Annotated in this window: 21 protein-coding genes; 14 read left to right on the forward strand and 7 right to left on the reverse strand. The window is 70.5% G+C overall.

Translation table 11 applies throughout. The features are described 5' to 3' along the window. Positions 1 to 105: 105 nt before the first annotated feature. The 6 genes from xdhA (at position 106) to ypfH (ending at position 9,906) form a co-directional block, all read left to right on the forward strand. On the forward strand, positions 106 to 1,644 hold the full coding sequence (gene xdhA, locus WG923_RS19290) for a xanthine dehydrogenase small subunit (protein WP_340352613.1): 1,539 nt from the start codon (positions 106 to 108) through the stop codon (positions 1,642 to 1,644). Beyond that, a complete protein-coding gene (gene xdhB, locus WG923_RS19295; protein ID WP_340352614.1) occupies positions 1,641 to 3,950 on the forward strand; it encodes a xanthine dehydrogenase molybdopterin binding subunit in 2,310 nt (769 codons plus the stop codon). The genes xdhA and xdhB overlap by 4 nt, the downstream gene beginning before the upstream one ends. 141 nt (positions 3,951 to 4,091) lie before the next feature. Continuing rightward, positions 4,092 to 6,977 carry a DUF2339 domain-containing protein gene (locus tag WG923_RS19300; protein WP_340352615.1) on the forward strand — a complete coding sequence of 962 codons (2,886 nt, stop codon included), beginning with the start codon at positions 4,092 to 4,094 and terminating at the stop codon, positions 6,975 to 6,977. Then, positions 6,974 to 8,359: a DUF3999 family protein gene (locus WG923_RS19305; protein WP_340352616.1), complete on the forward strand. Its 1,386-nt coding sequence runs from the start codon at positions 6,974 to 6,976 to the stop codon at positions 8,357 to 8,359. The genes WG923_RS19300 and WG923_RS19305 overlap by 4 nt, the downstream gene beginning before the upstream one ends. A gap of 117 nt (positions 8,360 to 8,476) precedes the next feature. Beyond that, positions 8,477 to 9,289, forward strand: a complete 813-nt coding sequence (locus tag WG923_RS19310) for a dioxygenase family protein (protein WP_340352617.1) — start codon at positions 8,477 to 8,479, stop codon at positions 9,287 to 9,289. Next, positions 9,286 to 9,906 (forward strand): esterase, encoded by a 621-nt coding sequence (gene ypfH, locus WG923_RS19315; protein WP_340352618.1) that lies wholly within the window; start codon positions 9,286 to 9,288, stop codon positions 9,904 to 9,906. The genes WG923_RS19310 and ypfH overlap by 4 nt, the downstream gene beginning before the upstream one ends. Positions 9,907 to 9,984: 78 nt before the next feature. Here the strand turns inward: ypfH and WG923_RS19320 are convergent, their stop codons facing one another. Both WG923_RS19320 and WG923_RS19325 read right to left on the reverse strand, forming a co-directional pair. After that, positions 9,985 to 10,437 (reverse strand): hypothetical protein, encoded by a 453-nt coding sequence (locus WG923_RS19320; protein WP_340352619.1) that lies wholly within the window; start codon positions 10,435 to 10,437, stop codon positions 9,985 to 9,987. A gap of 112 nt (positions 10,438 to 10,549) precedes the next feature. Next, positions 10,550 to 11,527: an alpha/beta hydrolase gene (locus tag WG923_RS19325; protein WP_340352620.1), complete on the reverse strand. Its 978-nt coding sequence runs from the start codon at positions 11,525 to 11,527 to the stop codon at positions 10,550 to 10,552. A 15-nt stretch (positions 11,528 to 11,542) separates the two neighbouring features. Between WG923_RS19325 and WG923_RS19330 the strand changes: the two genes are divergently transcribed. Both WG923_RS19330 and WG923_RS19335 read left to right on the forward strand, forming a co-directional pair. Further along, complete coding sequence (locus WG923_RS19330; protein WP_340352621.1) at positions 11,543 to 12,256, forward strand: helix-turn-helix domain-containing protein; 714 nt, start codon at positions 11,543 to 11,545, stop codon at positions 12,254 to 12,256. A gap of 79 nt (positions 12,257 to 12,335) precedes the next feature. Beyond that, positions 12,336 to 12,656 (forward strand): hypothetical protein, encoded by a 321-nt coding sequence (locus tag WG923_RS19335; protein ID WP_340352622.1) that lies wholly within the window; start codon positions 12,336 to 12,338, stop codon positions 12,654 to 12,656. Here the strand turns inward: WG923_RS19335 and WG923_RS19340 are convergent. The 3 genes from WG923_RS19340 to WG923_RS19350 are packed head-to-tail and all read right to left on the reverse strand — an operon-like array spanning position 12,631 to position 15,442. Then, entirely contained in the window at positions 12,631 to 13,521 is an 891-nt protein-coding gene (locus WG923_RS19340; protein ID WP_340352623.1) for a LysR family transcriptional regulator, read from the reverse strand. The genes WG923_RS19335 and WG923_RS19340 overlap by 26 nt on opposite strands. Before the next feature lie 35 nt (positions 13,522 to 13,556). Further along, on the reverse strand, positions 13,557 to 14,249 hold the full coding sequence (locus tag WG923_RS19345; protein ID WP_340352624.1) for a c-type cytochrome: 693 nt from the start codon (positions 14,247 to 14,249) through the stop codon (positions 13,557 to 13,559). Next, positions 14,246 to 15,442, reverse strand: coding sequence for a PQQ-dependent sugar dehydrogenase (locus tag WG923_RS19350; protein ID WP_340352625.1), 1,197 nt, complete (start codon positions 15,440 to 15,442; stop codon positions 14,246 to 14,248). The genes WG923_RS19345 and WG923_RS19350 overlap by 4 nt, the downstream gene beginning before the upstream one ends. A gap of 221 nt (positions 15,443 to 15,663) precedes the next feature. Here WG923_RS19350 and WG923_RS19355 point away from each other — a divergent pair, with 221 nt between their 5' ends. The 6 genes from WG923_RS19355 to WG923_RS19380 all read left to right on the forward strand — a co-directional run bounded on the left by WG923_RS19355 (position 15,664) and on the right by WG923_RS19380 (position 22,997). Next, positions 15,664 to 17,817 carry an indolepyruvate ferredoxin oxidoreductase subunit alpha gene (locus WG923_RS19355; protein WP_340352626.1) on the forward strand — a complete coding sequence of 718 codons (2,154 nt, stop codon included), beginning with the start codon at positions 15,664 to 15,666 and terminating at the stop codon, positions 17,815 to 17,817. Continuing rightward, positions 17,814 to 19,412, forward strand: a complete 1,599-nt coding sequence (locus WG923_RS19360; protein ID WP_340352627.1) for an indolepyruvate oxidoreductase subunit beta family protein — start codon at positions 17,814 to 17,816, stop codon at positions 19,410 to 19,412. Before WG923_RS19355 ends, WG923_RS19360 begins: the two co-directional genes overlap by 4 nt. Positions 19,413 to 19,512: 100 nt before the next feature. Next, positions 19,513 to 20,532: a TRAP transporter substrate-binding protein gene (locus tag WG923_RS19365; protein WP_340352628.1), complete on the forward strand. Its 1,020-nt coding sequence runs from the start codon at positions 19,513 to 19,515 to the stop codon at positions 20,530 to 20,532. Between the two features lie 128 nt (positions 20,533 to 20,660). After that, a complete protein-coding gene (locus WG923_RS19370; protein WP_340352629.1) occupies positions 20,661 to 21,179 on the forward strand; it encodes a TRAP transporter small permease in 519 nt (172 codons plus the stop codon). A gap of 83 nt (positions 21,180 to 21,262) precedes the next feature. Beyond that, positions 21,263 to 22,564 (forward strand): TRAP transporter large permease, encoded by a 1,302-nt coding sequence (locus WG923_RS19375; RefSeq protein WP_340352630.1) that lies wholly within the window; start codon positions 21,263 to 21,265, stop codon positions 22,562 to 22,564. Between the two features lie 16 nt (positions 22,565 to 22,580). Further along, entirely contained in the window at positions 22,581 to 22,997 is a 417-nt protein-coding gene (locus WG923_RS19380; protein ID WP_340352631.1) for an acyl-CoA thioesterase, read from the forward strand. Positions 22,998 to 23,139: 142 nt separating this feature from the next. On the opposite strand, the gene WG923_RS19385 is transcribed toward WG923_RS19380, so the two are convergent. Both WG923_RS19385 and WG923_RS19390 read right to left on the reverse strand, forming a co-directional pair. Then, positions 23,140 to 23,715, reverse strand: coding sequence for a cysteine hydrolase family protein (locus tag WG923_RS19385; RefSeq protein ID WP_340352632.1), 576 nt, complete (start codon positions 23,713 to 23,715; stop codon positions 23,140 to 23,142). 70 nt (positions 23,716 to 23,785) lie between these two features. Then, positions 23,786 to 24,742: a tripartite tricarboxylate transporter substrate binding protein gene (locus WG923_RS19390; protein WP_340352633.1), complete on the reverse strand. Its 957-nt coding sequence runs from the start codon at positions 24,740 to 24,742 to the stop codon at positions 23,786 to 23,788. Between the last annotated feature and the right edge of the window lie 43 nt (positions 24,743 to 24,785).

The raw sequence follows: 24,785 nt of genomic DNA on the forward strand, positions 1-24,785 counted from the left end.
CATTTCGCGCATAACACGGTGCGTATGCCAAGGGCGAGGCTGGCCGTTAACCTCGCTGCACGGCCACCTGCGGCCACGAACAGCCCGATACTTCAGCGCAACCCCATGGAATCCAGGACGATCCGATTCATCCGCCGAGGCGAACTCGTCAGCTTGGGCAATGTACCACCCGAGCGCACGCTGCTGGAGGTGCTGCGCGAGGACCTTTCGGCCACCGGCACCAAGGAAGGCTGCGGTGAAGGCGACTGCGGCGCATGCACCGTGGTGCTGGCCGAGCCCGACCAGGGCAGGCTCAAGTATCGCGCGATCAACGCCTGCATCCGCCTCGCCCACTCCATCGACGGCATGGCCCTGTGGACGGTGGAGGACCTCGCCGGGCCCGACGGCACCCTGCACCCCGCGCAGGAGGCGATGGTGCAGGCGCACGGTTCGCAGTGCGGCTTCTGCACGCCGGGCTTCGTGATGAGCCTGTTCGGCATGTACCAGAACCACGTGCTGCGCGGCGAGGCCGTCACGCGCGAGCTGGCGCAGGAAGAGCTGTCGGGCAACCTCTGCCGCTGCACCGGCTACCGGCCCATCCTCGATGCGGCGCAGGCCATGGCCAGCCTGCCGCGGGTGGAGCAGGACGAGCAGGCGATCCTGCGCAAGCTGGAGCAGCTGAACGCGCAGCGGGCGCCGGCGGGCGCTTCCGGCGCCGCTTCGTACCTGGCGCCACGCTCGCTGCCCGAGCTGCTGCGGCTGCGCGCCGCGCACCCGAAGGCGCAGATCGTGGCCGGCTGCACCGACGTGGGCCTGTGGGTCACCAAGATGCACCGCCAGTTCGAGCAGGTGCTGGACGTGACGCAGGTCGCGGAACTCAAGCGCGTGGAAGAGTACGAGCACCACGTCGCGATCGGCGCGGCCGTGACGCTCACCGCTGGCTTCGAGGCCTTGGCGGCGCAGCGGCCACAGCTCGCCACCTTCTTCCAGCGCTTCGCCGGCCTGCCGGTGCGCAACGCGGGCACGCTGGGGGGCAACGTGGCTAACGGCTCGCCCATCGGCGACTCCATGCCGCTGCTGATCGCCCTGGGCGCGCACGTGGTGCTGCTGAGCGTGCGCGGGCACCGGGAGCTGCCGCTGGAGCAGTTCTACACGGGGTACCGGCAGACCGTGCTGGCGGCGGACGAGGTGGTGGGGTGGATCAAGGTGCCGCGGCCGGTTCGCCCTCACCCCGGCCCGCTCCCGCAGGCGGGAGAGGGTGGGAACGGCCCTGTCGGGATGCAAGCGACCGAATTCCTGCGCGCCTACAAGATCTCCAAGCGCTACGACGACGACATCTCCGCCGTGTGCCTGGCGATCCGCATGCGGCTGGCGGACGGCATCGTCGAGGAGATCGGCATCGGTGCCGGCGGCGTGGCCGCGACGCCGGTCCGCGCCCTGCAGGCCGAAGCCGCCTTGCGCGGCCGGCCCTGGACGGCCGAAGCGGCGCAACGGGCTGCCGCGGCGCTGGGCAGCGAATTCCACCCGATCAGCGACATGCGCGCCTCGGCCGCGTACCGCGCGCAAGTGCTGGCGAACCTCGTGCAGCGCTTCTGGCTCGAAACGCAGGGCCATGCCAACATCAACCTGGAAAGCTTCCGCCTCGAGGAAGTCGCCCTGCCATGAACGCGCCCGAGAAATTCGTCGCCCAGGCGGCGGCCCGGCCCGCCACCGGCCAGCCCCGCATCCACGAAAGCGCGCGCGCGCACGTCGCGGGCGCGGCCACCTACGTCGACGACATCCCCGAGGTGAAGGGCACGCTGCACGCGGCGCCCATCCTGTCGAAGCTGGCGCGCGGTCGGCTGCTGGCGGTGGACGCCACCCTGGCGCTGGAGATGGAAGGCGTCCAGGACGTCATCCTGGCGCGCGACATCCCCGGCGACCCCTTCCTCTCCACCTTCGTGCACGACGAGCCGGTGCTCGCCCTCGACACGGTCGAATTCGTGGGCCAGGTGATCGGCGTCGTCGTCGCCGAGACCGTGATGCAGGCCCGGCGCGCGGCGCGGCAGGTGCAGGTCGACATCGAGCCGCTGCCGGCGATCCTGGACGTGCGCGAGGCCGTGCGGCAGCAAAGCTTCGTGCTGCCGCCGGTGACCGTGCGCCGCGGCGAGCCGGAACAGGGCATCGCGCGCGCGCCCCACCGGCTGGCCGGCGCGCTCGACGTCGGCGGCCAGGAGCACTTCTACCTCGAAGGCCAGGTCGGCTACGCGCTGCCGCTGGAACAGGGCCAGTGGTGGATCCATTCCAGCACGCAGCACCCGGCGGAGGTGCAGCACTGGGTCGCGCACGCGCTGGGCGTGCCGGCCAACGCGGTTCGCGTCGACTGCCGTCGCATGGGCGGCGGTTTCGGCGGCAAGGAAACGCAGGCCGGCCACGTCGCCGTGTGGGCGGCGCTCGCGGCGCACAAGACCGGCCGGCCGGTGAAGATGCGGCTGGACCGCGACGACGATTTCCTGGTCACCGGCAAGCGCCACCCCTTCGCCTACGACTACGAGGTCGGCTTCGACGACGCCGGGCGCATCCTCGGGCTGAAGCTGATGCTGGCGGCCAACTGCGGCTGGAGCGCGGACCTGAGCGGGCCGGTGGCGGACCGCGCGGTGTTCCACGTCGACAACGCGTACTTCCTCGGCGACGTGGAGATCGTCTCCTACCGCTGCAAGACCAACGTGCAGAGCCACACCGCCTTCCGCGGCTTCGGCGGGCCGCAGGGGATGATCGTCACCGAGGCGCTCCTGGGCGAGATTGCCCGCGTGCTGGGCATGGATCCGCTGGACGTGCGCAAGGCCAACCTGTACGGCATCGAGGACCGCAACGTCACCCACTACCAGATGCCGGTGGAGGACAACATCCTCGCGCCGCTGATCGCGCGCCTGGAGCACGACGCGGACTACCGCCACCGGCGCGCGGCGATCGCGCAGTGGAATGCGGCCAGCCCGGTGATCAAGCGCGGCCTGGCGCTCACGCCGGTGAAGTTCGGGATCTCCTTCACCGCGACCTTCTTCAACCAGGCCGGCGCGCTGGTGCACGTGTACACCGACGGCAGCGTGCAGGTGAACCACGGCGGCACCGAGATGGGCCAGGGCCTGCACACCAAGGTGTGCCAGCTGGTGGCCGACGAACTGGGCGTGCCCTTCGAGCGGGTGCGCATCAGCTCCACCGACACCGGCAAGGTGCCGAACGCGAGCGCCACCGCGGCCTCCAGCGGCACCGACCTGAACGGCCGCGCCGCGCAGTTCGCCGCGCGGCAGATCCGCCAGCGGCTGGCGGAGTACGTGGCCGGAAAGCAGAACTGCCGCCCCGAGCAGGTGCTCTTCGCGCACGGGCAGGTGAGCGGACCGGATGCCGTCATGGGCTGGGAGCAGCTGGTCGACGACGCCTGGCATGCGCGCGTGCAGCTCTGGAGCGACGGCTTCTACCGCACGCCCAAGATCCACTACGACCGCCACACGCTGACCGGGCGGCCCTTCTACTACTTCGCCTACGGCGCCGCCTGCACCGAAGTGGCCATCGACACGCTCACCGGCGAGAACCGCGTACTGAAGGTGGACATCCTCCACGACGTGGGCCACTCGATCAATCCGGCCATCGACATCGGCCAGATCGAGGGCGGCTTCGTCCAGGGCATGGGCTGGCTCACCACCGAGCAGCTGGTGTGGGACGCCAAGGGCCAGCTCGCCACGCACGCGCCCAGCACGTACAAGATCCCGGCCACCGGCGACGTGCCGGCGCACTTGCGCATCGCGCTGTGGCCGGAGCCCAATCGCGAGGACAACGTCGGCGGCAGCAAGGCCGTCGGCGAGCCGCCCTTCATGCTCGCCATCAGCGTGTGGGAGGCCCTGCGCGATGCCGTGGCGGCCGCGAACGGCCAGCCGCGTGTGGCGTTGGACGCACCGGCGACGGCGGAGAACGTGCTCAAGGCCTTGCGCGGCTGACGCGCGTCAACAAACGCACGCTGCGGGCCGCGTCGCGCGGTTCTTCCGGTACCGCTTTCCTATACTGGCCCGAGCCAAGCCCCGGCACAGGGGCCGGCCGCGCGCACAGTCGCCCGCAGGCCGACAACCGGAGGAAGCAGCATGGTGATCTGGGGAGCCGTGTGGGGGGCGTTGTTCGGGACGCTGTGGCGCAGCTACGACTGGCAGTTCCATACCGTTGCCGGCGCGATCGTCGGCGCGCTGATTGCGTGGACCTTGCGCCGGGCGATGCGCAAGGAGATCGAGCGGGCGGTGGCCCAGCGCGCCGCGGCCCTCGCGCCCGCGACCGCGCCGGTGACGCCGGCAGCGCGAACGCAGGCGCAGGCGCAGACACAGGCGGACACACAGACACCGGCGCCGGCGCCGGCTCCGATCCGGGCGGCCGCCCCGCCGGTGCGGGCGGTGCGCGAGCCGGAGCCGCTCGACATTCCGACCGTTCCTTCTCCCTTGCCCGAGGCCGAGCCTGAGGCGGCCTCGCCGCGCCCGCGCGCCGACGCGCAGCCGGATTTCTTGACCGTGCTGGTGCAACGCGCCCGCGACTGGCTCCTGGGCGGCAACACCGTCGTGCGCATGGGCGTCGTCGTGCTGTTCATCGGCCTGGCGTTCCTGGCGAAATACGCGGTGGAACACGCCCTGCTTCCGCCGGAGCTGCGCCTCGCGGCCATCGGCGCAGCGGGCATCGCGCTGTTCGTGCTGGGCCTGCGGGTGCGCAGCAGGAAGCCGGACCGCCTCGGCTACGCCACGACGCTGCAGGGCGCCGGCATCGCGGTGCTCTATCTCACCGTGTTCGCGGCCTTCCGGCTGTACCAGTTCCTGCCGGCGGGCATGGCCTTCGTGCTGCTCGGCCTCGTCTGCCTGTTCTCCGCGGTGATCGCGCTGGCGCTGGACGCGCAGGCGCTGGCCTTCATCGCCTTCGCCGGCGGCTTCGCGGCACCGGTGCTGGTTTCCACCGGGCAGGGCAGCCACGTCGGGCTCTTCAGCTACTACCTGCTGCTCGGCGTCGCCATCGCGCTGATCGCGTGGCTGCGCGCGTGGCGGGCATTGAACCTCCTGGGCTTCTTCGCCACCTTCGCCATCGCCACGCTGTGGGGCGTGCTGCGCTACGAGCCGCGCCACTTCGCCAGCACCGAGCCCTTCCTCGCTGCCTTCTTCCTGGTGTACCTGCTGGCCAGCCTGTTCTACGCGCTGCGGCACGGCCAGGGCGCGCACAAGGCGGTGGATGCCACGCTGCTGTTCGGCACGCCCATCGTGGCCTTCAGCCTGCAGGCGGCGCTGGTCAAGGACATGCCGTATGCGATGGCGTTTTCGGCGCTGGGGCTGGGCTGCGTGTACGTGGCGCTGGGTTGGTGGGCGCTGCGGCGCACGCGCGGCGATGCCACGGTGAACCGCTGGCTCGCGGAGTGCTTCGTCGCGCTGGCGCTCGGCTTCCTCACGCTGGCGGTGCCGCTGGCGCTCGATGGCCGCTGGACCTCGGCGGTGTGGGCGGTCGAAGGCGCGGGCGTGTACTGGATGGCGCGGCGCCAGCAGCGCTGGCTGGCCCGGGCCTTCGGGCTCGCGCTGCAGGTGCTGGCGGCGGTGCTGTTCCTCGATGCGCGGCATGGCGTCGAGGCGCCGACGTGGCCTGTCGCCAATCCGCTCTTCCTGGGCGCGACCATGCTCGCGGGCGCGGCGCTCGCCATCGCATGGTGGTCGCGCGAGGCCGGTGCGCGTGAGAGTGCGAGCGACATGGAGCGCAACTTCACCGCGCTGGAGGCCGGGCTCTCCCCGGTGCTGTTCTGGATCGGCTTCCTCTGGTGGCAGGCCGCGCTCGGCTTCGAGATCGACCGCAGCCTGGGCGCCATGCCCGCGTGGCTGCTGCCCCTGTTCGCCCGCTCGCAGCAGGTCCTGCTGCACCTGGCCGCGTGGGTGCTCAGTGCCTATGCGCTGCACACCCTGGCGTTGCCGCGGCGCCGTTCGCCCTGGGCCATCGCGGCCACGCCGAGCTGGCTGAACCTGCCGTTGCTGCTGCTCGTCGCGCTGTGGGGCATGGCGAGCCTGGACCACGTGTTCAAGGGCGCCGGCTGGATCGTGTGGCCGCTGGTGCTGGCGGCGCACCTGGCCTGCCTGCGGCGCCTGGATGCCGGCCCGCCGCGCGCCTGGTGGCCGTGGGTGCACGCGGGCGGCGTGTGGCTGCTGGTGCTGCTGGTGGGCAACCTGCTGGTGTTCGCGATCGGCCGCGCGCAACTGTGGCGCACGGCCTGGGCCACCGTGATCCTGCTGGCCGCCGCTTCGGTGGTGCTGCTGCTCGTGGTGGCCGCTTGCCGCCGGCCGCTGCTGGCGCGCCCTGCCGCGCACTGGCCGCTGGACCGCTTCATCGAGGCCTATGCCTGGCGCGCCGCGGCGCCGGTCGCGATAGCGCTCACGGCGGGCGCCCTGCTGGTGGCGGTGTCCTCCAGCGGCGAGACGCGGCCGCTGCCCTACCTGCCGCTGCTCAATCCGACCGACCTCGCGGTGGGCCTGGCGCTCGGCGTGTGCGCGCTGTGGCTGCTGATGCTGCGCGCCAGTTCCCTGCGCCTGCCCGCGGTCGTCCACGGGACGGTGCCCGGCGCGGTGCTGGGCGGCGTGGGCTTCGTCGCCATCAACACCGTGTGGCTGCGCATCGCGCACCACTACGCCGGCGTACCCTGGGATGCCCACAGCCTGTCCTCGTCCTTCCTCGTGCAGGCGGGCTACTCGATCCTCTGGACGCTGATCGCGCTGGTGCTGATGGTCGCGGCGCACCGCAAGGCGTTGCGCCTGCCGTGGATGCTGGGTGCGGGGCTGCTGGGACTCACCGTGCTCAAGCTGTTCGTGGTCGATCTGTCCAACCGCGGCGGCTCCGAGCGCATCGTCGTCTTCATCGCCGTGGGCCTGCTGATGCTGGTGGTGGGCTGGTTCGCACCGCTGCCGCCGGCACCCGGACGCAAGGAGAGCGCACCGGACGCCGCCCTGCGGGGAGTGGCGCCATGAAGTGGGTGCTGCTCCTGGCCGCGGCGCTCTGCGCGGCGGTGTCCGCGGCGGAAGAACCGGTGCCGCACGACTTCGCCTGGCGCGGCACGCTGGAGACCTCGGAGCGCAGCGGCCTGCTGCGGATCGTGGTGCCGGGGGATGCCCTGGCGCGGCTGCAGTCTTCGCAGGGCGCCGACCTGCGCATCTTCGACGGCCAAGGGCGCGCGGTGCCGTTCGCGTTCTCCACCCCGGCCCTGCCGCCCGAAGCGGCGCGGCCGCAGACGCAGCCCTTCGCCGCGCTGCCTCTCTACGCTGCCGACGCCGGCGTGCCCTCCGGCCCGGGCACGCTGCAGATGCGCATCGAGCGCAACGGCCAGCAGCAGTCGGTGTGGGTGGATCTCGGCCGGCCTTCCGGGGATGCGCAGTCCGCGGCACGCCGGCTGGACGCGGCCCTGTTCGATACGCGCTCGCAGCAGGACCCGATTTCCGCGCTGGTGGTGCGCGCACGCTTGCCCACCAACACGCCCATTCGCTTCAGCGTCGAAACCAGCCCGGATCTCGCGCACTGGACGCCGGTGGGGGTGCAGGGCCGCATCTTCCGCTTCGACGGCGTCGATGCGCCCGCCAACGACCGCCTCGAGTTCGCCGCGCCGCTGCGCCTGCAGGACCGCTACCTGCGGCTGGACTGGTCGGGGCAGGCCGGGGTGGCCGTCGACGCCATCGTGGGCTTGCTCGCGCGCAGCCGCCCCGAGCCCACCTTCCCGGCCGCGATGCTGGGCGAGCCCGTCGCCGACGGCCCCGCCGCGCTGGAGTGGTCGCTGGGCTTCGCGACGCCGCTGCGCAAGCTGCAGCTCGCGACCACGCAGCCGAACACGCTGGTGCCCGTGCGCGTGCTGGGGCGCAACCAGCCTTCGCAGCCGTGGCGGCTGCTGGCGCAGACGGTGGTCTGGCGCGTCGGCGCCGGCGCCGACGAGAGCCGCAACCCGCCGGTGGAGCTTTCGCATCCCTCGGTGCGCTGGTTGCGCGTGGAGGCCACGCATGGCGCGCGCCTGCAGGGCCTGCCGCTGACGGCACAGGCGCTGTTCGATCCGCTGGAGCTGGTGTTCGTCGCCGGTGCGGCCGGGCCTTACCAGCTCGCCGCCGGACGCCCCGGCACGCCGGCCGGCGCCCTGCCCCTGTCCGTGCTGGCATCCGCCACCAGGACGCCGGTGGCGGACCTGCCCGCGGCCCGCATCGCGCGCATCGAGAGCCTGCCGGCCCCGGCCGCGTCGTGGTGGGCCCCCTGGCTGCCGCGCGGTGTGGACGGCAAGACCGCGGGCCTGTGGCTCGTCCTCGGCGTGGGCGTGCTCCTGCTCGGGGGCGTGGCCTGGTCGCTGCTGCGCCAGCTCGACGCCAAGCGCTGAGCCGCATTGTTGCTGCCTGCGCAAAGGGGCATTGGCCGCAGGCCTGTTTCTGCGGGCGGGCCGCGGCCCTAAATTGGAGGCGTGGCCGCAACTGCGGCCGTTCCAAGGATTCGCCCCATGCAACGCACCCCCGTCCTCTTCGTCTCCCACGGCGCCCCGACCTTCGCGCTCGAGCCCGGCCGGCTGGGCCCGCAGCTGGTGGCGGCCGGCGCGACGCTGCCCCGGCCCAAGGCCGTGCTCGTCGTGTCGCCGCACTGGATCACCCGCGGGGTGCAGGTCGCCACCACGGCCGCGCCGGCCACCGTGCACGATTTCGGCGGTTTCGACCGCGCGCTGTACCGCATCCAGTACCCCGCCCCCGGCCACCCGGAGCTGGCCGCCCGCGCCGTCGAAGTGCTGCGCGCCGCCGGCTGGCCGGCCGAGGCGGACCCGCAGCAAGGTCTCGACCACGGCGCCTGGGTGCCCGTGCGCTTCCTCTACCCGGATGCCGACGTGCCGGTGTTCCAGGTCTCCCTGCCGGCCACGCTGGATGCGCAGCAGGCCTATGCGCTGGGCCGGGCGCTCGCGCCGCTGCGCGACGAAGGCGTGCTGATCGTCGGCTCCGGCTCGATGACCCACAACCTCTACGAGTTCCGCATGGCCGGCGACGGCCACGAGGCCGCCTATGCGCGCGAGTTCGCCGACTGGGTGCGCGAGGCCGTCGAGGCGCGCGACGACCACCGGCTGGTCGACGCCCTGGAGAGCGCGCCGCACGCGCAGCGCGCCCATCCGACGGCGGAGCACTTCCTGCCGCTGCTGGTGGCGGCGGGCGCGGCGGCCGGCGAGAGCGAGGTCGAGACGCTGGAAGGCGGCATCACCTACGGCGTGCTCTCGATGGATTCGTACCTGTTCGGCGCGCGCCTCACGGCCCCGGCGGGAGCATTGCATTGAGCGCCGCGCTCATCGTCCAGTCGCCGGCGCAGCCGCGCCAGCTGTTCCTGCTGTTCCACGGGGTCGGCGCCACGCCGCAGGACCTGGTGCCGCTCGGCGGCCGGTTGGCACGCGAGTTCCCCGACGCGGCCGTCGTGAGCATCCCGGGCCCCGACCGCTCCGATTTCGGGAGCGGCTTCCAGTGGTTCTCCGTCCAGGGCGTGACGGAGGAGAACCGGCCGGCGCGCGTGGCGGCGACGCTGGAGCGTTTCGTGCAAACCGTGCAGGAATGGCAGCAGCGCACCGGCGTCGGCCGCGAGGCGACGACGCTGGTCGGCTTCTCGCAGGGCGCGATCATGTCGCTGGCCGCCGCGCAGTCGCCGCAGCCGCCCGCGGCGCGCGTGGTGTCGTTGTCGGGGCGGTATTCCGAGCTGCCGCGCGAGGCGCCGCAGGGCGTGCGGCTGCACTTCATCCACGGCACCGCGGACCCGGTGATCCCGGTGGCGCACGCGCAGCAGGCGGCACGGCAACTGGAGGCACTCGGCGCCTCCGTCACCCCGGACCTCGTGCCGGGCCTGCCGCACGGCATCAACCGGGCGGCGGAAGACCTGCTGGTGCAGCGGCTGCGCCAGCCGTGATCAGGCTGCGGGTGCTCGCCTGACGGCTGCCCTCACCCCGTCCCTCTCCCAGGGAGAGAGGGAGAAAATCAGGGATTCCTAGCCGATGTTCACGACGCGCGCGTTCGGGAAGCGCGCGAACGGGTCGTAGCCGCGCAGTCCCTCGCGCAGCGTGGCCTCGTGCTTTTCCGCGATGCGCACGCGCTGGCGCGCATCGGCCTTCCACATCGCCTCGACCAGCGCCTGGTCGAAACGCAGCATTACCGGCGCGGCGTACGGATAGCGCGCATTCGGTTCGTCCATGATGGACCAGGAGATCACCACGCTGCCATTGGGCGTCTGCGCCGCCAGCGAGTGCGGCGGGAACAGGTGCCGGTAGGCCTGCCAGAAGACCGAACGCACGTTGTCCAGGGACCCCACGCCGACGGTCTGGGGCTGCGTGCTGCTGGAAGCGGTTTCCTTCATGTCGTACTTGCCCGCCGCGCGCGCGGTGGTCCAGAAGGAAGTCTTTCCCGGTCGATCGGGGACGACGCTGGAGAAGGGAACAGCCATGGCAGCCTCCGGGAGAGGAGGCGCGAATGGTAGGAGCGCACGAGGCAGCGGATTGTAGGACACCGCCCACAGCGCTGTAGTAGGGGACACCCACGCGACTCCGTGCAATGCATCACAGTTCGAGGATCCACTTCGCCATGGCATCCGCGACCTGCCGCACCAGTTCCGGCTGGCCCGCGAGATAGTGGTTGCCGCCCACCACGTCGACGTTGCGGATGCGGTTGCCGCCGGCGGCCAGCCACGCGGCGCGCGTGCTCGGGAAGGTGGACGAGTCGGCCGTGTACGTGCACAGGAGCACCGGCACGCTGGTGCGCGCCAGGTTCGACGGCCCGTCGGCGCGGCTGCGCGGTGACCATTGGGACAGCCAGCCCGTCAGCGAGGTGATCCGCCCCATCTGGCTGGCGGCGTGGTTGACGGCCCGCGCGCCGACGGCGCCCGCGCCCCAGACACTTCCCACCGCGCGGTCGTTGGCGTCGATGGACAGGTCGAGGAAGCGCGGGTCGGCGTGGGTGCGGTGCACCACGAAGACCTCGTCGCGCGCGCTGCCGGGCGCCGCCTGCGCGCGCAGCAGCGCCAGCCGCTCGCCCACCCACTGGTCCAGCCGCTCGTAGCGGGCCTGCTGCGCATTGCGGAAGCGCTCCAGGAAGGCGTGGCTGAAAGGCGGGCCATGGCGCACGTCGTACATGTCCAGCGCGGGATCGCACGACAGCCCGTCGTGCTCGTCGGTCACCGAGGGATCGATCCAGTTGCGCATCAGGGTGGAACGCCCCTCGTGGGCGGCGCACAGCGCCAGGCCCTGCACCGGCGGCAGGTCCCGTGGCGACAGGCCCGCCGGATCGCCGTCGGGCAGGTGTTCGATGTCCAGGCATTCGGCCTGTGCCTGGTAGAACGCAGCCAGCGCCGCGCCGCCCGAATTCCCGATCAGCACCACTTTCTCGTAACCGCGCTCGCGCAAATAGTGCACGCCGGCCCCCAGGTCCTGGATCACGCGCTCCATCAGCAGCAGGGTGTCGTTGCCGGCGTAGCGGGAATTCAGGCCCATGCAGGCGATGCCGCGCTCGGCCAGCGGCGCGATGAGGTAATGCCCCATGAAATTGCTGGTGGGATGCATCACGATCGCGGCGGCACGGCGGGGGCCGGACGGCCGCATCCAGGCGCCATAGATGCGTGGGCGCAACAGCTGGAGCCCGGACTGGCTTTCCAGGGGCGCTCCGGGCTGGACATCGATGACCGCGAGCTCGAGATCGGCCATGGAAACCATTGTGCAGTCAGCACGGCCGTGCTGCACGACTATGATGGCGTCCGGGAGAAAACATTCGACCGGCAAGGGGGATGGCTGTACAACCCGAGTCGGCAAACCATCGAGAGCATGCCGAATATTGCAGCTGTCCTGAAGGACGAGATCGCCCGCATCGCACGCAAGGAAGCGCGCGCGCAGACCGCCGAGTTCAAGAAGGCGTCCGCTCAATACCGCACGCACATCGCGGCCTTGCGGCGGCGCATCGAGGACCTGGAGCGCCAGGTCAAGCGCACCAGCAAGGCGGTCGCCAAGGGAGGCGCTGCGCCCGAAGAAGATGACGGCGATGCGCAGACGACCAATCGTCGCTTCAGCGCCACACGGCTGGCCGCGCAACGGCAGAAGCTGGGGCTGTCCGCCGCCGACTTCGCCACGCTGATCGGCGTCTCCGGCCAGTCCGTCTACAAGTGGGAGCATGGAGAGGCCCGGCCGCGCGCCCGCCAGCTCGAGGCCATCGCCGCGCTGCGCGGCATCGGCAAGCGCGAAGCCGCCGCCCGGCTGGCGCAGATCCAGGGCCAGTAGCGGCCCTGCGCACGCGTCCTAGGCCAGGACCCGCCCGCGGCTGACAGCCGCCCGCCCGCCGCGGCGCGACGCTGCGCCCATGGACCCCTCCCGGCTCGAACTGGCCCGCACCGAACTCGATTTCCTGCAGCGGCTGCTGCTCGACGTGCAGCGCCGGCTGGGCCGTGACGCGCTGGCCGACGCGGACGATGCGCAACTGGTCGCGGCGCTCGAACTCGCGCTGGCGCTGCTGCGGTGGAACGGCGAGACGCCGCCGGAGCTGGATGCGCAGGTCGGCCTCGGTGCGGCGGTGCAGATGAAGCTGGGGGGCGACGGCATGTGCGCGTACCGCCAGTGGCGCACGGAGCGCCGGCGGCTCGTCGCGCCTGTCGAAGCTACGCCCGGAACAACTCCTCGATAAGCGAGCGCAACCAGCGATTGCCCGGATCGGCCTCGAAGCGCCGGCTCCAGTGCAGCGCCACGGTGAAGTCGCGCTGCGGGAACGGCGGCTCCACGATCGCATAGCCCTGGAAACCGCGCGCGATGTTGCGCGGCAGGATCGCCGCGAGATCCGTCGCGTGCACGATCGCGGGCAGCACCAGGAAGTGCTCGGTCACGAGCCGCAGGCGCTGCTCCAGCCGGCACTGCTGCACGATGCGCAAGGTGTCGGCGTGCGAGCGCACCGCCACGAACTCCAGTTCGCCCAGCGCCTTGAGCAGCGCCGCGCCGGTGCGGCGCTTGCGCGTGAAGGGATGGCCTTCGCGCAGCAGCACCACGTAACGGTCGTCGAGCAGGCGCACGCGCTGGCTCTCGCGCACCATGGGCAGGAAGCCGATGGCGAAGTCGATGCGTCCGGCATCGAGCGCCTCGCCCACCTGTTCGCGCGGCAGCGGCCGCGTCTCGACACGCACGCCCGGCGCACGCTCGCGCAGCGCCACCATCAGCTCCGGCAGGAAGCGGGCTTCGCCGATGTCGCTCAGGTGCAGCTGGAAGGTGCGCGCGGCCTGCGCCGGATCGAAGCCCGCGCTTTCGCCCAGCGCCTGCTCCAGGGTGGCGAGGGCCTGCCGCACCGGCTCGGCCAGGCGCTGCGCCTTCGGGGTGGGCTGCACGCCGCCGGCCGTGCGCATGAACAGCGGATCCTGCAGCAGCTTGCGCAGGCGGCTCAGGCCCTGGCTGGCGGCCGGCTGGGTGAGGTGCAGCAGTTCCGCCGCGCGGCTCACGTTGCCGGTGCGCGCGACGGCGTCGAACAGCCGCAGCAAGTTGAGGTCGATCTCGTGGAGATGCATCGGCTGGATGAGTGTCCGGCCGATTATCCGATCCGCTACTTTGCCGGCGCCGCGGAGGGCGCGACGGGGAACCGCGCCGCGAAGTACGCGAGGGTGTCCAGGTCCTCCACCGGGATCTGGCTCACGGCGGCGGGCATCGCCTGCGTGTAGGCCGGGCGCGTGCCGGCGTGGAAGCCGCGCAGGCTCTCGCGCAGGTAGTCCTCGTGCTGGCCGGCGATGCGGGGCACCTGCTGGCCGCCGCCCAGGTCCGCACCGTGGCAGAACAGGCACTTGTGCTGCTCCGCCAGCGCGCGGCCCCTGGCCATGCGGGCCGCATCGGGCGGCGTGGCCGGCGGCGGCGCGGGCACGGGAGGCAGCGTCGCGATGAAGTCCGAGAAGCCGCGCAGGTCGTCGTCGGTCATGGTCCTGGCCACGGCCGTCATGGCTTCGTTGCTGCGGCGGCCTTCCCGGAACAGGAACAGCTGCGTGATCGCATAGAGCGAGGGCTGGCCGGCCAGCACCGGCGTGAGCGGCAGGGCCGCGCGCCCGTTGGCGCCGTGGCAGGTCGCGCACAGCCCCGCGAAGCGCTGCGCGTACGACGCGGCAGCCGGCGGCGCGGCGGCGGCCTTGGCGCCGCTCGCCGCCGCCCGCGCCGCGGGGGCCTTCTGCTGGCCGCCGACCTGCGGCGCCACCGCCAGCAGGGCCAGCGCCGCGGCGCCGGGCAGCAGCCTTGCGGCGCTGGGCGTCATCGCTTCCCGTAGCTGATGCGGTAGATCGCGCCCGCGTGGTCGTCGCTCACGAGCAGCGATCCGTCCTTGAGCATCAGGAAGTCCACCGGGCGGCCGAGATACTGGTTGTTCTCGACGAAGCCGGTCATGAAGGGCTCGACGCGCGCACCGCCCTTGCCGTCAGGCCAGGCCACCGAGACGTCGGAGTACTTCTTCGTGCGGTTCCACGGGCCGTGGCGCGCGATGAACATCGCACCCTGGTACTTGGGCGGGAACATCTTGCCGCGGTAGAACATCAGGCCCAGCGAACCCGCATGCGGCCCCAGCAGCGCAGCGGGCTTCACGTAGTCGTCGCAGGACTTGCCCCAGCCGAATTCCGGATCGGGGATGCTGCCCTGGTGGCAGTACGGATAGCCGAAGTGCTGCTGGCCCGGCTTGGTCACGTGATTGAGTTCGTCGTTGGGCAGTTCCTCGCTCAACCAGTCGCGCCCGTTGTCGGTGAACCAGAGGTCGCCGGTCTTGGGGTCGAAGTCGAAGCCCACCGTGTTGCGCACGCCGGAGGCGATCGTCTCGACGCCGGTGCCATCGAGGTTCATGCGGTAGATCTTCGCCCACTGCCCGGGATCGCAGATGTTGCACGGCGCGCCCACCGCGTAATACAGCTTGTTGTCGCGGATGCGCAGGAACTTCCAGCTGTGGTCGCCGCCGCCGGGCAGCTTGTCGTAGATCACCTTGGGCTCGCCGAGGTTGTCCATCTTGTTGTCGACGTTGTCCCACCGCATGATCTTGGTGTTCGTCGCGAGGAACAGGCTGCCGTTGGCGTACTCGATGCCGGTGGCCAGGGGCATCTTGTCGATGATCACCTTGGCCTGGCGATTGCCCTGCTCCGGCACCATGTAGACCTTGTTGGCCACGAACAGCGAGCTGACGAGGATGTTGCCGTTCGGTCCCTGGCGCAGGCCGCGGGCGTCCAGGATGCCCGACGCCCAGGTCTCGACCTTGAAGCCGGGCGGCAGCTTGAACTTCGCGGTCGGCAGCTTGTCGGGTGCGGTCGGGATCGGGAAGGCCGGCACCGGCGCCATCTGCATCGCAGCGTCGGTCTTCGGGCGTCCCTTGGCCCACCCGGGCTCCTCCTGCGGGGCCGGCTGCGCCAGTGCTGGAAGGCCGGCGCAGCCGAGCACGGCGAGCACAACAAGGCAGCGAAGATTCTTCATCACTTGTCTCCTTCGGGGTTCCGGGGCCGCGATTCTCATCCAGCCTCCGCGGGCGGGCAACCGTTCCGGCGGCCGCGCGGGGCGCGCTAGGCACCTTTCTTAAGGCAGCGGTCCAGGCAAGGCGGTCTCATGCGCCCATTGCATACCGCTTAGTCGGCTCATTGGATTGATCGATGGCCCCGCTTCGCGGACACTCCCGCCTTGCCCCAGGAGGTCCGGCGTTGGAAGTCTCGTTCAGCAAGGAAATCGAATCGCTGCGCCTCGGTGCCGGCGACACCTTCCACGGCGAGGGCATCCTCGCCATCACCAAGGCGCTGCTGCAGTCCGGCGTGGCCTACATCGGCGGCTACCAGGGCGCGCCCGTGTCCCACCTGCTCGACGTGATGGTCCAGGCCAGGCCCTACATGGACGAGCTCGGCGTGCACGTGGAGGCCTGCTCCAACGAAGCCTCCGCGGCGGCCATGCTCGGCGCTTCCATCCACTACCCCCTGCGCGGCGCGGTCACCTGGAAGTCCATCGTCGGCACCAACGTGGCCGCCGATGCGCTTTCCAACCTGTCCTCGCCGGGCGTCACCGGCGGCGCGCTGATCGTGGTCGGCGAGGATTACGGCGAGGGCGCTTCGGTGATCCAGGAGCGCACCCACGCCTTCGCGCTCAAGTCGAGCATGTGCCTGCTGGATCCGCGGCCGGACCTGGAAGTGATGACGCGCATGGTGGAGCAAGGCTTCTGCCTCTCCGAGGCGTCGAACATGCCGACGATCCTGGAGTTGCGCATCCGGGCCTGCCATGTGCGCGGCAGCTTCGCGGCGCGGGACAACCGGCCGCCGGCCATTTCCACCCGCGCACTGATGGAGAACCCCGCGGTGTTCGACTACATGCGGCTCGCCCACCCGCCCGTGACCTTCCGGCACGAGAAGCTCAAGACGGAGCAGCGCATCCCGGCGGCGCGCCGGTACATCGTCGAGAACAAGCTGAACGAGCTGTTCGCGGGCCGGCACGACGACCTGGGCGTCATCGTGCAGGGGGGCCTCTATAACGCGCTGGTGCGCAGCCTGCAGCAACTGGGCCTCGCCGATGCCTTCGGCGACACGGAGATCCCGCTGCTGGTGCTGAACGTGACCTATCCGCTGGTGCCGGAGCAGGTCGCGGACTTCTGCGCCGGCAAGCGCGCCGTCCTGGTCGTCGAGGAAGGCCAGCCCGAATTCATCGAGCAGGAGATCGCCACGCTGCTGCGCCGGCGCGACCTGCAGACGAAGCTGCACGGCAAGGACCTGCTGCCTTCCGGCGGCGAGTACACGGTGGAAGTGCTCGCTACCGGCCTGACGCAGTTCGCGGCCAGCTACCTGCCCGGCCCCGCCACCGAGGACGCGCGCCGCTGGCTCGCCGGCAACCAGGAGCGCCGCCAGGCCGCGGCCGCGGTGCTGGAGCAACCGCTGCCGGCGCGCCCGCCGGGCTTTTGCATCGGCTGCCCCGAGCGCCCCGTGTTCTCGGCGCTCAAGCTCGCGCAGCAGCAGATCGGCAACGTGCACATCGCGGCCGACATCGGCTGCCATGCCTTCGGCACCTTCGAACCCTTCTCGATGGGCCATTCCATCCTGGGCTACGGCATGTCGCTGGCGAGCCGCGCCGGCGTCTCGCCGATGATGCAGCGGCGCACGCTGGCGATCATGGGCGACGGTGGCTTCTGGCACAACGGCCTGCTCACGGGCGTGCAGAGCGCCCTCTTCAACGGCGACGACGCCGTGCTCCTGATCTTCAAGAACGGCTACACCTCGGCCACCGGCACGCAGGAGATCCTCTCCACCCCGGACGAGGGCGCGAAGTCTCGCGCGTCGGACAAGGGACGCAGCCTCGCCCACACCAACCAGACCATCGAAGCGGCACTCAAGGGCCTGGGCGTGCAGTGGCTGCGCACCGTCCACACCTACGAAGTCGGGAAAGTGCGCGCGACGCTCATCGACGCCTTCACCAGCGAGTTCAACGGCCTGAAGGTGATCGTGGCGGAGGGCGAATGCCAGCTCGAACGCCAGCGCCGCCTGAAGCCCTGGCTCGCCAGCCTGCTGCACAAGGGCGAGCGCGTGGTGCGCGTGAAGTACGGCGTCGACGAGGACGTGTGCAACGGCGACCACGCCTGCATCCGGCTTTCCGGCTGCCCCACGCTGACGCTCAAGGACAACCCCGACCCGCTCAAGGTGGACCCGGTCGCGACCGTGATCGACGGCTGCGTAGGCTGCGGGCTGTGCGGCGAGAACGCACACGCCGCCACCCTGTGCCCGAGTTTCTACCGTGCCGAGGTGGTGCAGAACCCGCGCTGGCACGAACGCCTCCTCCACACCTTTCGCAGCGCCATCGTCCGCGCGCTCCAGCCCGCATGAAGCAGTCTCCCCTCTCCCTGTTGATCTGCGCCCTGGGCGGCGAAGGCGGCGGCGTGCTGACCGAGTGGCTGGTGGAAATCGCGCGCCATGCGGGCTATGCCGCGCAGGCCACCTCGATTCCCGGCGTGGCGCAGCGCACCGGCGCCACCACCTACTACCTCGAAGTGTTCCCCGTGCCGATGGCGCAGCTCGGAAGCAGGCGGCCCGTGTTCAGCCTGAGCCCGGTGCCGGGCGCGCTGGATGCGATGGTCTCCTCCGAGCTGCTGGAGACCGCGCGCCAGGTCGGCAACGGCATGGCTTCGCCGGAGCGCACGCTGGTGATCACGTCGTCCGCGCGCACGCTCACGACGCAGGAGCGCATGCAGCTCGGGGACGGCCGCGCCGATGCAGCCGACCTGCTGAAGCTGGTCGCGCAGTTCAGTCGCGCGCACCAGGTGTTCGACATGAATGCGCTGGCGAAGGAGGCGGGCACCGTCGTGAGCGCCGTGATGCTGGGTGCGATCGCGGGCAGCGGCCTGTTCCCGTTCCGGCGCGAGGACTACGAGGCGGTGGTGAATGCCGGCGGCAAGGGCGCCGAGGCCAGCCTGCGCGGTTTCGCCGCGGGCTTCGCCCGCGTGGCGCAGGGCAGGACGCAGGCGGACTACCTGGCGCAGGTGCTGCGCGAACCCGCGCGTGCGCAGGCGCAGGCGCCGCAGGTGCAGGCGGCGGCGGCCTTTCCCGCACCGGTGCAGGAGATGTTCGCGCTCGGCTGGCAGCGCCTGGTCGACTACCAGGGCCTGGCCTACGCGAAACTCTATGCGCAGCGCCTGCAGCAGGTCCTCGCGGCCGAGCGCGCGTCCGATCCGCAGGGCGCGCACGGCTTCGCCATCACCAGGGAAATGGCGCGCTGGCTGGCGCTGTGGATGGCGTTCGACGACATCGTGCGCGTCGCCGACCTGAAGAGCCGCGCCACGCGCTGGGCGCGCGTGCAGGGCGAGGTGAAGGCGGGCGAGCACGACCTGCTGAAGGTCTACGACCACTTCAAGCCCGGCGTGCCGGAATTCGCGGCGCTGCTGCCGCAGGCGCTGGCGCGCAGGCTCACCGCGTGGGACCGCCGGCGCGTCGCGCGCGGCCGGCAGCCGTGGGGCCTGCCGCTGAAGATCGGCACCCATGGCGTGCTGGGCATGGCCGCCCTGCGCACGCTTGCGGCCCTGAAATGGCTGCGCCCGCGCGGCAGCCGCTTCGCGCTCGAACAGAAGATGATCGGGCAGTGGCTGGACGGCGTGGTGCAGGGCACGCAGCGCGCGTGGGGCCTGGGCCACGAGATCGCGCTGTGCGGCCGCCTGATCAAGGGCTACGGCTCGACCAACGAACGCGGCAAGGACAACCTGCTGCACGTGCTGGAGCACCTCGCGCGCGGCGGCGTGCCCCTCGAAGCGGCGCAGGCGATCCGCGCCGCGCGAGAGGCGGCGCTGGCCGACGACGCGGGCAAGGCACTCGACGCGGCCCTGGTGCAGCACGGCGCCCCGCCGCGGCCCGTGCAGGCGGTGCCGGTGCGCTGGGTCCGCAAGCCGCGCGGCCTGGCCGCCGACGAAGCGCGCCTGAAACCTCGCTGACGGACTGCACGCTGCCTCAAGGAAAACCACGATGGCGGCGCGGTCCGTTCGTTATACAAAGAAACGTTTTGAACCAGACCAAGCCAGAGGAGACACATCGATGCGGACCCGAATCACCCTGACCGCGCTGGCCGCGGCACTGACGGTGGCGGCCGGCGTGGCGCAGGCCCAGGACAAGCCCGTGATGCTGAAGCTTTCGAGCTGGGTGCCCGCGCAGCATCCGCTCAACCCCAGCCTGCTGGCGTGGGCGGAGAGCTTGAAGAAGGCCTCCGGCAACACGATCACGGCCACGCTGTTCCCGTCGGAGCAGCTCGGGAAGGCCTTCGACCACTACGACATGGCGCGGGACGGCATCTCCGACTTCTCGTACGTGAACCCGGGCTACCAGCCGGGCCGCTTCCCGATCATGGCGGGCGCCTCGCTGCCCTTCCTGTTCGCCAACGCCAAGGGCGGCAGCGCCGCCATCGACGCCTGGTACCGCCAGTACGCCGCGCAGGAAATGAAGGACGTGAAGTTCTGCTTCGCCTTCGTGCACGACCCCGGCACCTTCCACGCGCGCAAGAAGATCCTCCTGCCCACCGACATCAAGGGCATGAAGATCCGTCCGGCCACCAGCACGATCGGCCAGATGGTCACGGCCCTGGGCGGCACCAACGTGCAGGCCTCGGCGCCCGAGTCGCGCGACATGCTGGAGCGCGGCGTCGCCGACGCGATCACCTTCCCCTGGGGCTCGATCCCGCTGTTCGGCATCGACAAGGTGGTGAGCTTCCACATGGACGTGCCGCTGTACGTCACGCCCTTCGTCTGGGTGATGAACAAGGCCAAGTACGACAGCCTCTCGACCGCGCAGAAGCGCGCCGTGGACGACCACTGCACCACCGAATGGGCCGAGCGCGTCGCCAGCCCGTGGGCCGACTTCGAATTCGGCGGCCACACCAAGCTGGCGCAGCCCGGGCACGAGATCTACAAGCTCAACCCCGAGCAGCTCAAGGCCTGGCGCGATGCCACCGCGCCGGGCGAGGCGCAGTGGGCCGAGGCGGTGAAGAAGGCCGGCCAGGATCCGAAGAAGGTGATGGATTCGCTCAAGGCAAGCCTGGTGAAGTACAAGGCCGCGCTGTAGGCGCAGGCAAGCACGCAACCCGCCGTCGTTCCCGCGCAGGCGGGAATCCAGGGCTCCCGATGTCACGCGCGGTGCGCGTGCCCTGGGTCCCCGCCTGCCCGGGGACGACGACCTAGTGGACGCCCAACTTGAAAAAGAAGAACTTCGCGGACCGTTTCATCAACGGCATCGAGTGGCTCGCCGCCATCTTCGTGGGCATCGTCGCCCTCAACATCTTCGTCAACGTGCTGCTGCGCAAGTTCTTCAGCACGTCCATCCCCGACTCCTACGACTTCGGCCGGATGCTCCTGGGCATCCTGATCTTCTGGGGCATCGCGGCCACCAGCTACCGCGGCGGCCACATCACGGTGGACCTGGTCTGGTCCGCGGTGAACACCTCGCGCCGCCGCATGATCGACGTCTTCGCCACGCTGGTGCTGCTGTTCGTGGTGACCGTGCAGACCACGATGCTGTTCGACAAGGTGCGCCTGACCTACATCGACCACGTGCTCACTTACGACCTGAACATCCCCACCTGGCCGTTCTACGCGGTCGCGTGGATCGGTGACGTCTGCGCGGTGATCCTGATCGCGATCCGCACCTGGCGGCTGATCGTCAAGCCGGAAGCGCTGCACGACGAGCATTTCGAACACAAGGCGATGGAATGACGGCCCCCACGCTTTTCACTTCGTGTAATGCGCTGCCCCCCGAGGCGGCTTCAGCCTCCTTGAGGCGGCTCGGCGGAGGCTGAATGAACACCGACCTGCTCGCCATCGCGGGCTTCGTGACCCTGTTCATCCTGATGCTGCTGCGCGTGCCGGTCGGCATGGCCATGGGCCTCGTCGGCATCACGGGCTACGCCTGGATCGCGGGCGCGGGTCCGGCGTTGAAGCTGGTCGGCCAGACCTCGATGCGCACCGTGACCGACTACACCTTCGGCGTGATCCCGATGTTCATGCTGATGGGGGCCCTGGTGTCGGTATCGGGCGTGAGCCGCGAGCTGTTCAAGGCCGCCAACTCCATGATCGGGCACCTGCGCGGCGGCCTCGGCGTGGCCACGGTGCTCGCCTGCGGCGGCTTCGCCGCGATCTGCGGATCGTCGGTGGCCACCGCCGCGACCTTCTCCAGCGTGGCCTATCCCGAGATGCGGCGCTTCGGCTATCCGCAATCCTTCTCCACCGGCGTGATCGCCGCGGGCGGCACGCTGGGGGCCATGCTGCCGCCGTCGACCGTGCTGGCGGTGTACGCCATCCTCACGCAGCAGGACATCGGCAAGCTGTTCATGGCCGGCATCATCCCGGGCCTGTTCGCGATGCTGCTGTACGTGCTGACGGTGATGGTGATCGTGAAGGTGCGGCCGAACTGGCTGCCGCGCGGCGAAGCCAGGCCCTGGTCGGAACGCGCCGCGGACCTGAAGGACGTGTGGGCGCCGATCGTGCTGTTCCTGTTCGTGATCGGCGGCCTCTACGGCGGCCTGTTCACGCCCACCGAGGCGGGCGGCGTCGGCGCCAGCGGCGCCTTCCTCCTGGGCCTCGTCCGCGGCAAGCTCGATCGCGCCAAGATCAAGGAGGCGCTGCTGTCCGCCACGCGCACGGCCGCCGCCGTGTTCACGGTGCTGATCGGCGCGCTGATGTTCGGCTACTTCCTCACCATCACGCAGACGCCGCAGAAGCTCACCGAATTCCTGACCAACCTGGGCGTGGGGCGCTACGGCGTGCTGGCGCTGATCATGGTGATGTACCTGGTGCTCGGCTGCCTGATGGACGCGATGGCCATGATCATCCTGACGGTGCCGATCATCTTTCCGGTGATCACGCAGCTCGGGTTCGACCCGATCTGGTTCGGCGTGATCATCGTGATGACGGTGGAGCTCGGCCTGATCCATCCACCGGTGGGCATGAACGTGTTCGTGATCAAGAGCGTGGTGCACGACGTGAGCTTCACGACGATCTTCCGCGGCGTGCTGCCCTTCGTGGCGACGGACATCTTCCGGCTGGTCATCCTGATCTCCTTCCCCATCATCGCCCTGTGGCTGCCGGGCAAGATGGGATAGCGATAATCCGCGCAGCATGAAGGAAATCATCTACACCGTGCGGGTCGAGTTCGGCGACTGCGACCCGGCGCGCATCGTCTGGTTCCCCAACTTCTTCCGCTGGATCGACGCCTCCTCGCGCAACTTCTTCGTCAAGTGCGGCGTGCCGCCCTGGCACGAGACCGAGGCGGCGACCGGCATGATCGGCACGCCGGTGGTGGACACGCACGCGCGTTTCGTCAAGACCGCCAGCTACGGCGACACGCTGCAGATCCACACCTGCATCGCCGAATGGCGCGGCAAGAGCTTCGTGCAGCGGCACAGGATCGTGCGCGAGGACGACCTGATCATGGAATGCGACGAGGTGCGGATCTTCGCGGCGCGCCGGGGCGACGACGCGACGGGGATCCGCGCGGTGGCGATCCCGGAAGAGATCCGCAGGCTGTGCGAATAGGCGGGGGAGCGGACAGCCGGACGCAGAGGACGCGAAGGGTACGCAGAGGACGCAAAAGGAATCCAGCAAGGAAACCCTTTCAAGGTCTTCTTTCGCGTCCTCTGCGTACCCTTTGCGTCCTCTGCGTCCGGCAGTTCGGTTTTCAGTGCCCGCCCACCCGCCGCGCCCGCGACGAGCGCACATCGCACTTGAGCACGTCGCGCATGTACTTCAGGCTTGCCGCCTTCGCCTGCGGCGTCTCCGCCGCGGTGCAGTCCGCCGGCACCCACACGCCTTCGTAGCCGCGCAGGAACGCATCCGCCGCCGTCATCTGCACGCACATGTCCGTCGCCAGCCCGGCGAGGATCAGTTCGCGTGCACCCATCTCGTCGAGCAGCAGTTCCAGCGCGGAGCAGAAGAAGGCCGAATGGCGCGGCTTGAGCAGCGTGATGTCGCGCGGCCGCGGCGCGACCAGGCGCGCGATCTCGCCGCCGATGTCGTCGCGCGCGCAGCATTGCGCCACCAGCGCCTGGAAGTCCGACTGCCAGGCGCCGTAGTTGTCGTTGGCGTAGACCACCGCTGCCTTCTGGGCCTCCATCGCGTCGCGCAGGCGCGCCGTGGCGCGGGCGGCGGCCAGCGCCGGCTTCGCGAGCTTCTCCGCGCCCGGGAAATTCAGCGGATTGATGTAGTCGATCAGGATCAGCACGCGCGGGCTGCGCGGCACCTTGGCTGGCTGCATGGGCGGGCCCCAAAAGCGAACGGCGCCCATCCTAGGGCGCCGTGCGAAGGGAGCCTGTAGGAAGGCTTCTTTACTTCTTGCCCAGGCCCATGCGGGCCGCGCCTTCGGTGTACAGCTTGGTCTTGCTGGCCATGAAGGAATCCATTTCCTCCACGCCCACGTTCACCAGCTCGAAGCCGCTCGCCGCGGCCTTCTCCTTCATCTCGGGGTCGTTGTTCAGCGCGCGCCACAGGTCGGAGACGCGCTTGCGCGCTTCCGGCGGCGTGGACTTCGGCACGCCGATGCCGCGGTAGGCGCCGTCGACCCAGTCCACCCCCAGCTCCTTGAACGTGGGCACGTCGGGCATCAGCGGATGGCGCCTGTCCATCGCCACGGCGATCGGGCGCACGCCCTTGTCCTTGTTGGCGATGGCGAAGGGCGTGTACGTCATCGCGCCGTCCACCTGCCCGCCCAGCACGGAGGAGGCGAGGTCGCCGGTGCCCTTGAACGGCACGTAGAGCGTCTTGATGCCGAAGGCGGCGTCCAGGCGCTCGTGGGCGGCATGGTTGGCGGAATACTGGCCCGAACCGGCGAGGCTCAGGGTGCCGGGCTTCGCCTTGGCCGCCTCGATGAACTCCTTGAAGTTGCGGATCGGGCTCTTGGCGCTCACGACCAGGATGTCGGGCGTGAAGTGGAACCAGAACACGGGCGTGACGTCCGCGGTCTTGTACTGCACGTCGCCCTGGATCGGCTGGAACACGATGTGCGGCAGGTTGACGCCGACGACGTTGAGGCCGTCGCCGGGCAGCTGGTTCATCTGCGTCCACATCAGCGCGCCGCCGGCACCGGCCTTGTACTGGATGATGGTCTCGACGGCGGGGCACTTCCTGTGCAGCACCAGCTGCTGGTGGCGCGCCGACAGGTCGGATTCGCCGCCGGGCGGGAAGGCCTGCCAGTACTGCACGTTCTTGTCGGGACAGGCCACGGACTGGGCCAGTGCCACGGGCGCCAGCAGGGCCAGCGCCAGGGTGGACAGGATGCGCTTCATCGCTCTCGACTCCTTTCGGTTCTTGTGGACTACCCGCGCAGTG

Origin of the sequence: Ramlibacter sp. AN1133, assembly GCF_037890035.1 — a bacterium.
Classification (GTDB): domain Bacteria; phylum Pseudomonadota; class Gammaproteobacteria; order Burkholderiales; family Burkholderiaceae_C; genus Ramlibacter.

Excerpts from the sequence above, each read along its gene's own strand:
- WG923_RS19310 (WP_340352617.1), top strand. The coding sequence starts at position 8,477 with ATGCAACGCACCCCCGTCCTCTTCGTCTCCCACGGCGCCCCGACCTTC.
- xdhA (WP_340352613.1), top strand. The coding sequence starts at position 106 with ATGGAATCCAGGACGATCCGATTCATCCGCCGAGGCGAACTCGTCAGC.
- WG923_RS19365 (WP_340352628.1), top strand. The coding sequence starts at position 19,513 with ATGCGGACCCGAATCACCCTGACCGCGCTGGCCGCGGCACTGACGGTG.
- WG923_RS19325 (WP_340352620.1), bottom strand. The coding sequence starts at position 11,527 with ATGGGGCATTACCTCATCGCGCCGCTGGCCGAGCGCGGCATCGCCTGC.
- xdhB (WP_340352614.1), top strand. The coding sequence starts at position 1,641 with ATGAACGCGCCCGAGAAATTCGTCGCCCAGGCGGCGGCCCGGCCCGCC.
- WG923_RS19335 (WP_340352622.1), top strand. The coding sequence starts at position 12,336 with ATGGACCCCTCCCGGCTCGAACTGGCCCGCACCGAACTCGATTTCCTG.
- WG923_RS19330 (WP_340352621.1), top strand. The coding sequence starts at position 11,543 with ATGCATCACGATCGCGGCGGCACGGCGGGGGCCGGACGGCCGCATCCA.
- WG923_RS19390 (WP_340352633.1), bottom strand. The coding sequence starts at position 24,742 with ATGAAGCGCATCCTGTCCACCCTGGCGCTGGCCCTGCTGGCGCCCGTG.
- WG923_RS19340 (WP_340352623.1), bottom strand. The coding sequence starts at position 13,521 with ATGCATCTCCACGAGATCGACCTCAACTTGCTGCGGCTGTTCGACGCC.
- WG923_RS19360 (WP_340352627.1), top strand. The coding sequence starts at position 17,814 with ATGAAGCAGTCTCCCCTCTCCCTGTTGATCTGCGCCCTGGGCGGCGAA.
- WG923_RS19320 (WP_340352619.1), bottom strand. The coding sequence starts at position 10,437 with ATGGCTGTTCCCTTCTCCAGCGTCGTCCCCGATCGACCGGGAAAGACT.
- WG923_RS19385 (WP_340352632.1), bottom strand. The coding sequence starts at position 23,715 with ATGCAGCCAGCCAAGGTGCCGCGCAGCCCGCGCGTGCTGATCCTGATC.
- WG923_RS19305 (WP_340352616.1), top strand. The coding sequence starts at position 6,974 with ATGAAGTGGGTGCTGCTCCTGGCCGCGGCGCTCTGCGCGGCGGTGTCC.
- WG923_RS19380 (WP_340352631.1), top strand. The coding sequence starts at position 22,581 with ATGAAGGAAATCATCTACACCGTGCGGGTCGAGTTCGGCGACTGCGAC.
- WG923_RS19345 (WP_340352624.1), bottom strand. The coding sequence starts at position 14,249 with ATGACGCCCAGCGCCGCAAGGCTGCTGCCCGGCGCCGCGGCGCTGGCC.
- WG923_RS19300 (WP_340352615.1), top strand. The coding sequence starts at position 4,092 with ATGGTGATCTGGGGAGCCGTGTGGGGGGCGTTGTTCGGGACGCTGTGG.
- WG923_RS19350 (WP_340352625.1), bottom strand. The coding sequence starts at position 15,442 with ATGAAGAATCTTCGCTGCCTTGTTGTGCTCGCCGTGCTCGGCTGCGCC.
- WG923_RS19375 (WP_340352630.1), top strand. The coding sequence starts at position 21,263 with ATGAACACCGACCTGCTCGCCATCGCGGGCTTCGTGACCCTGTTCATC.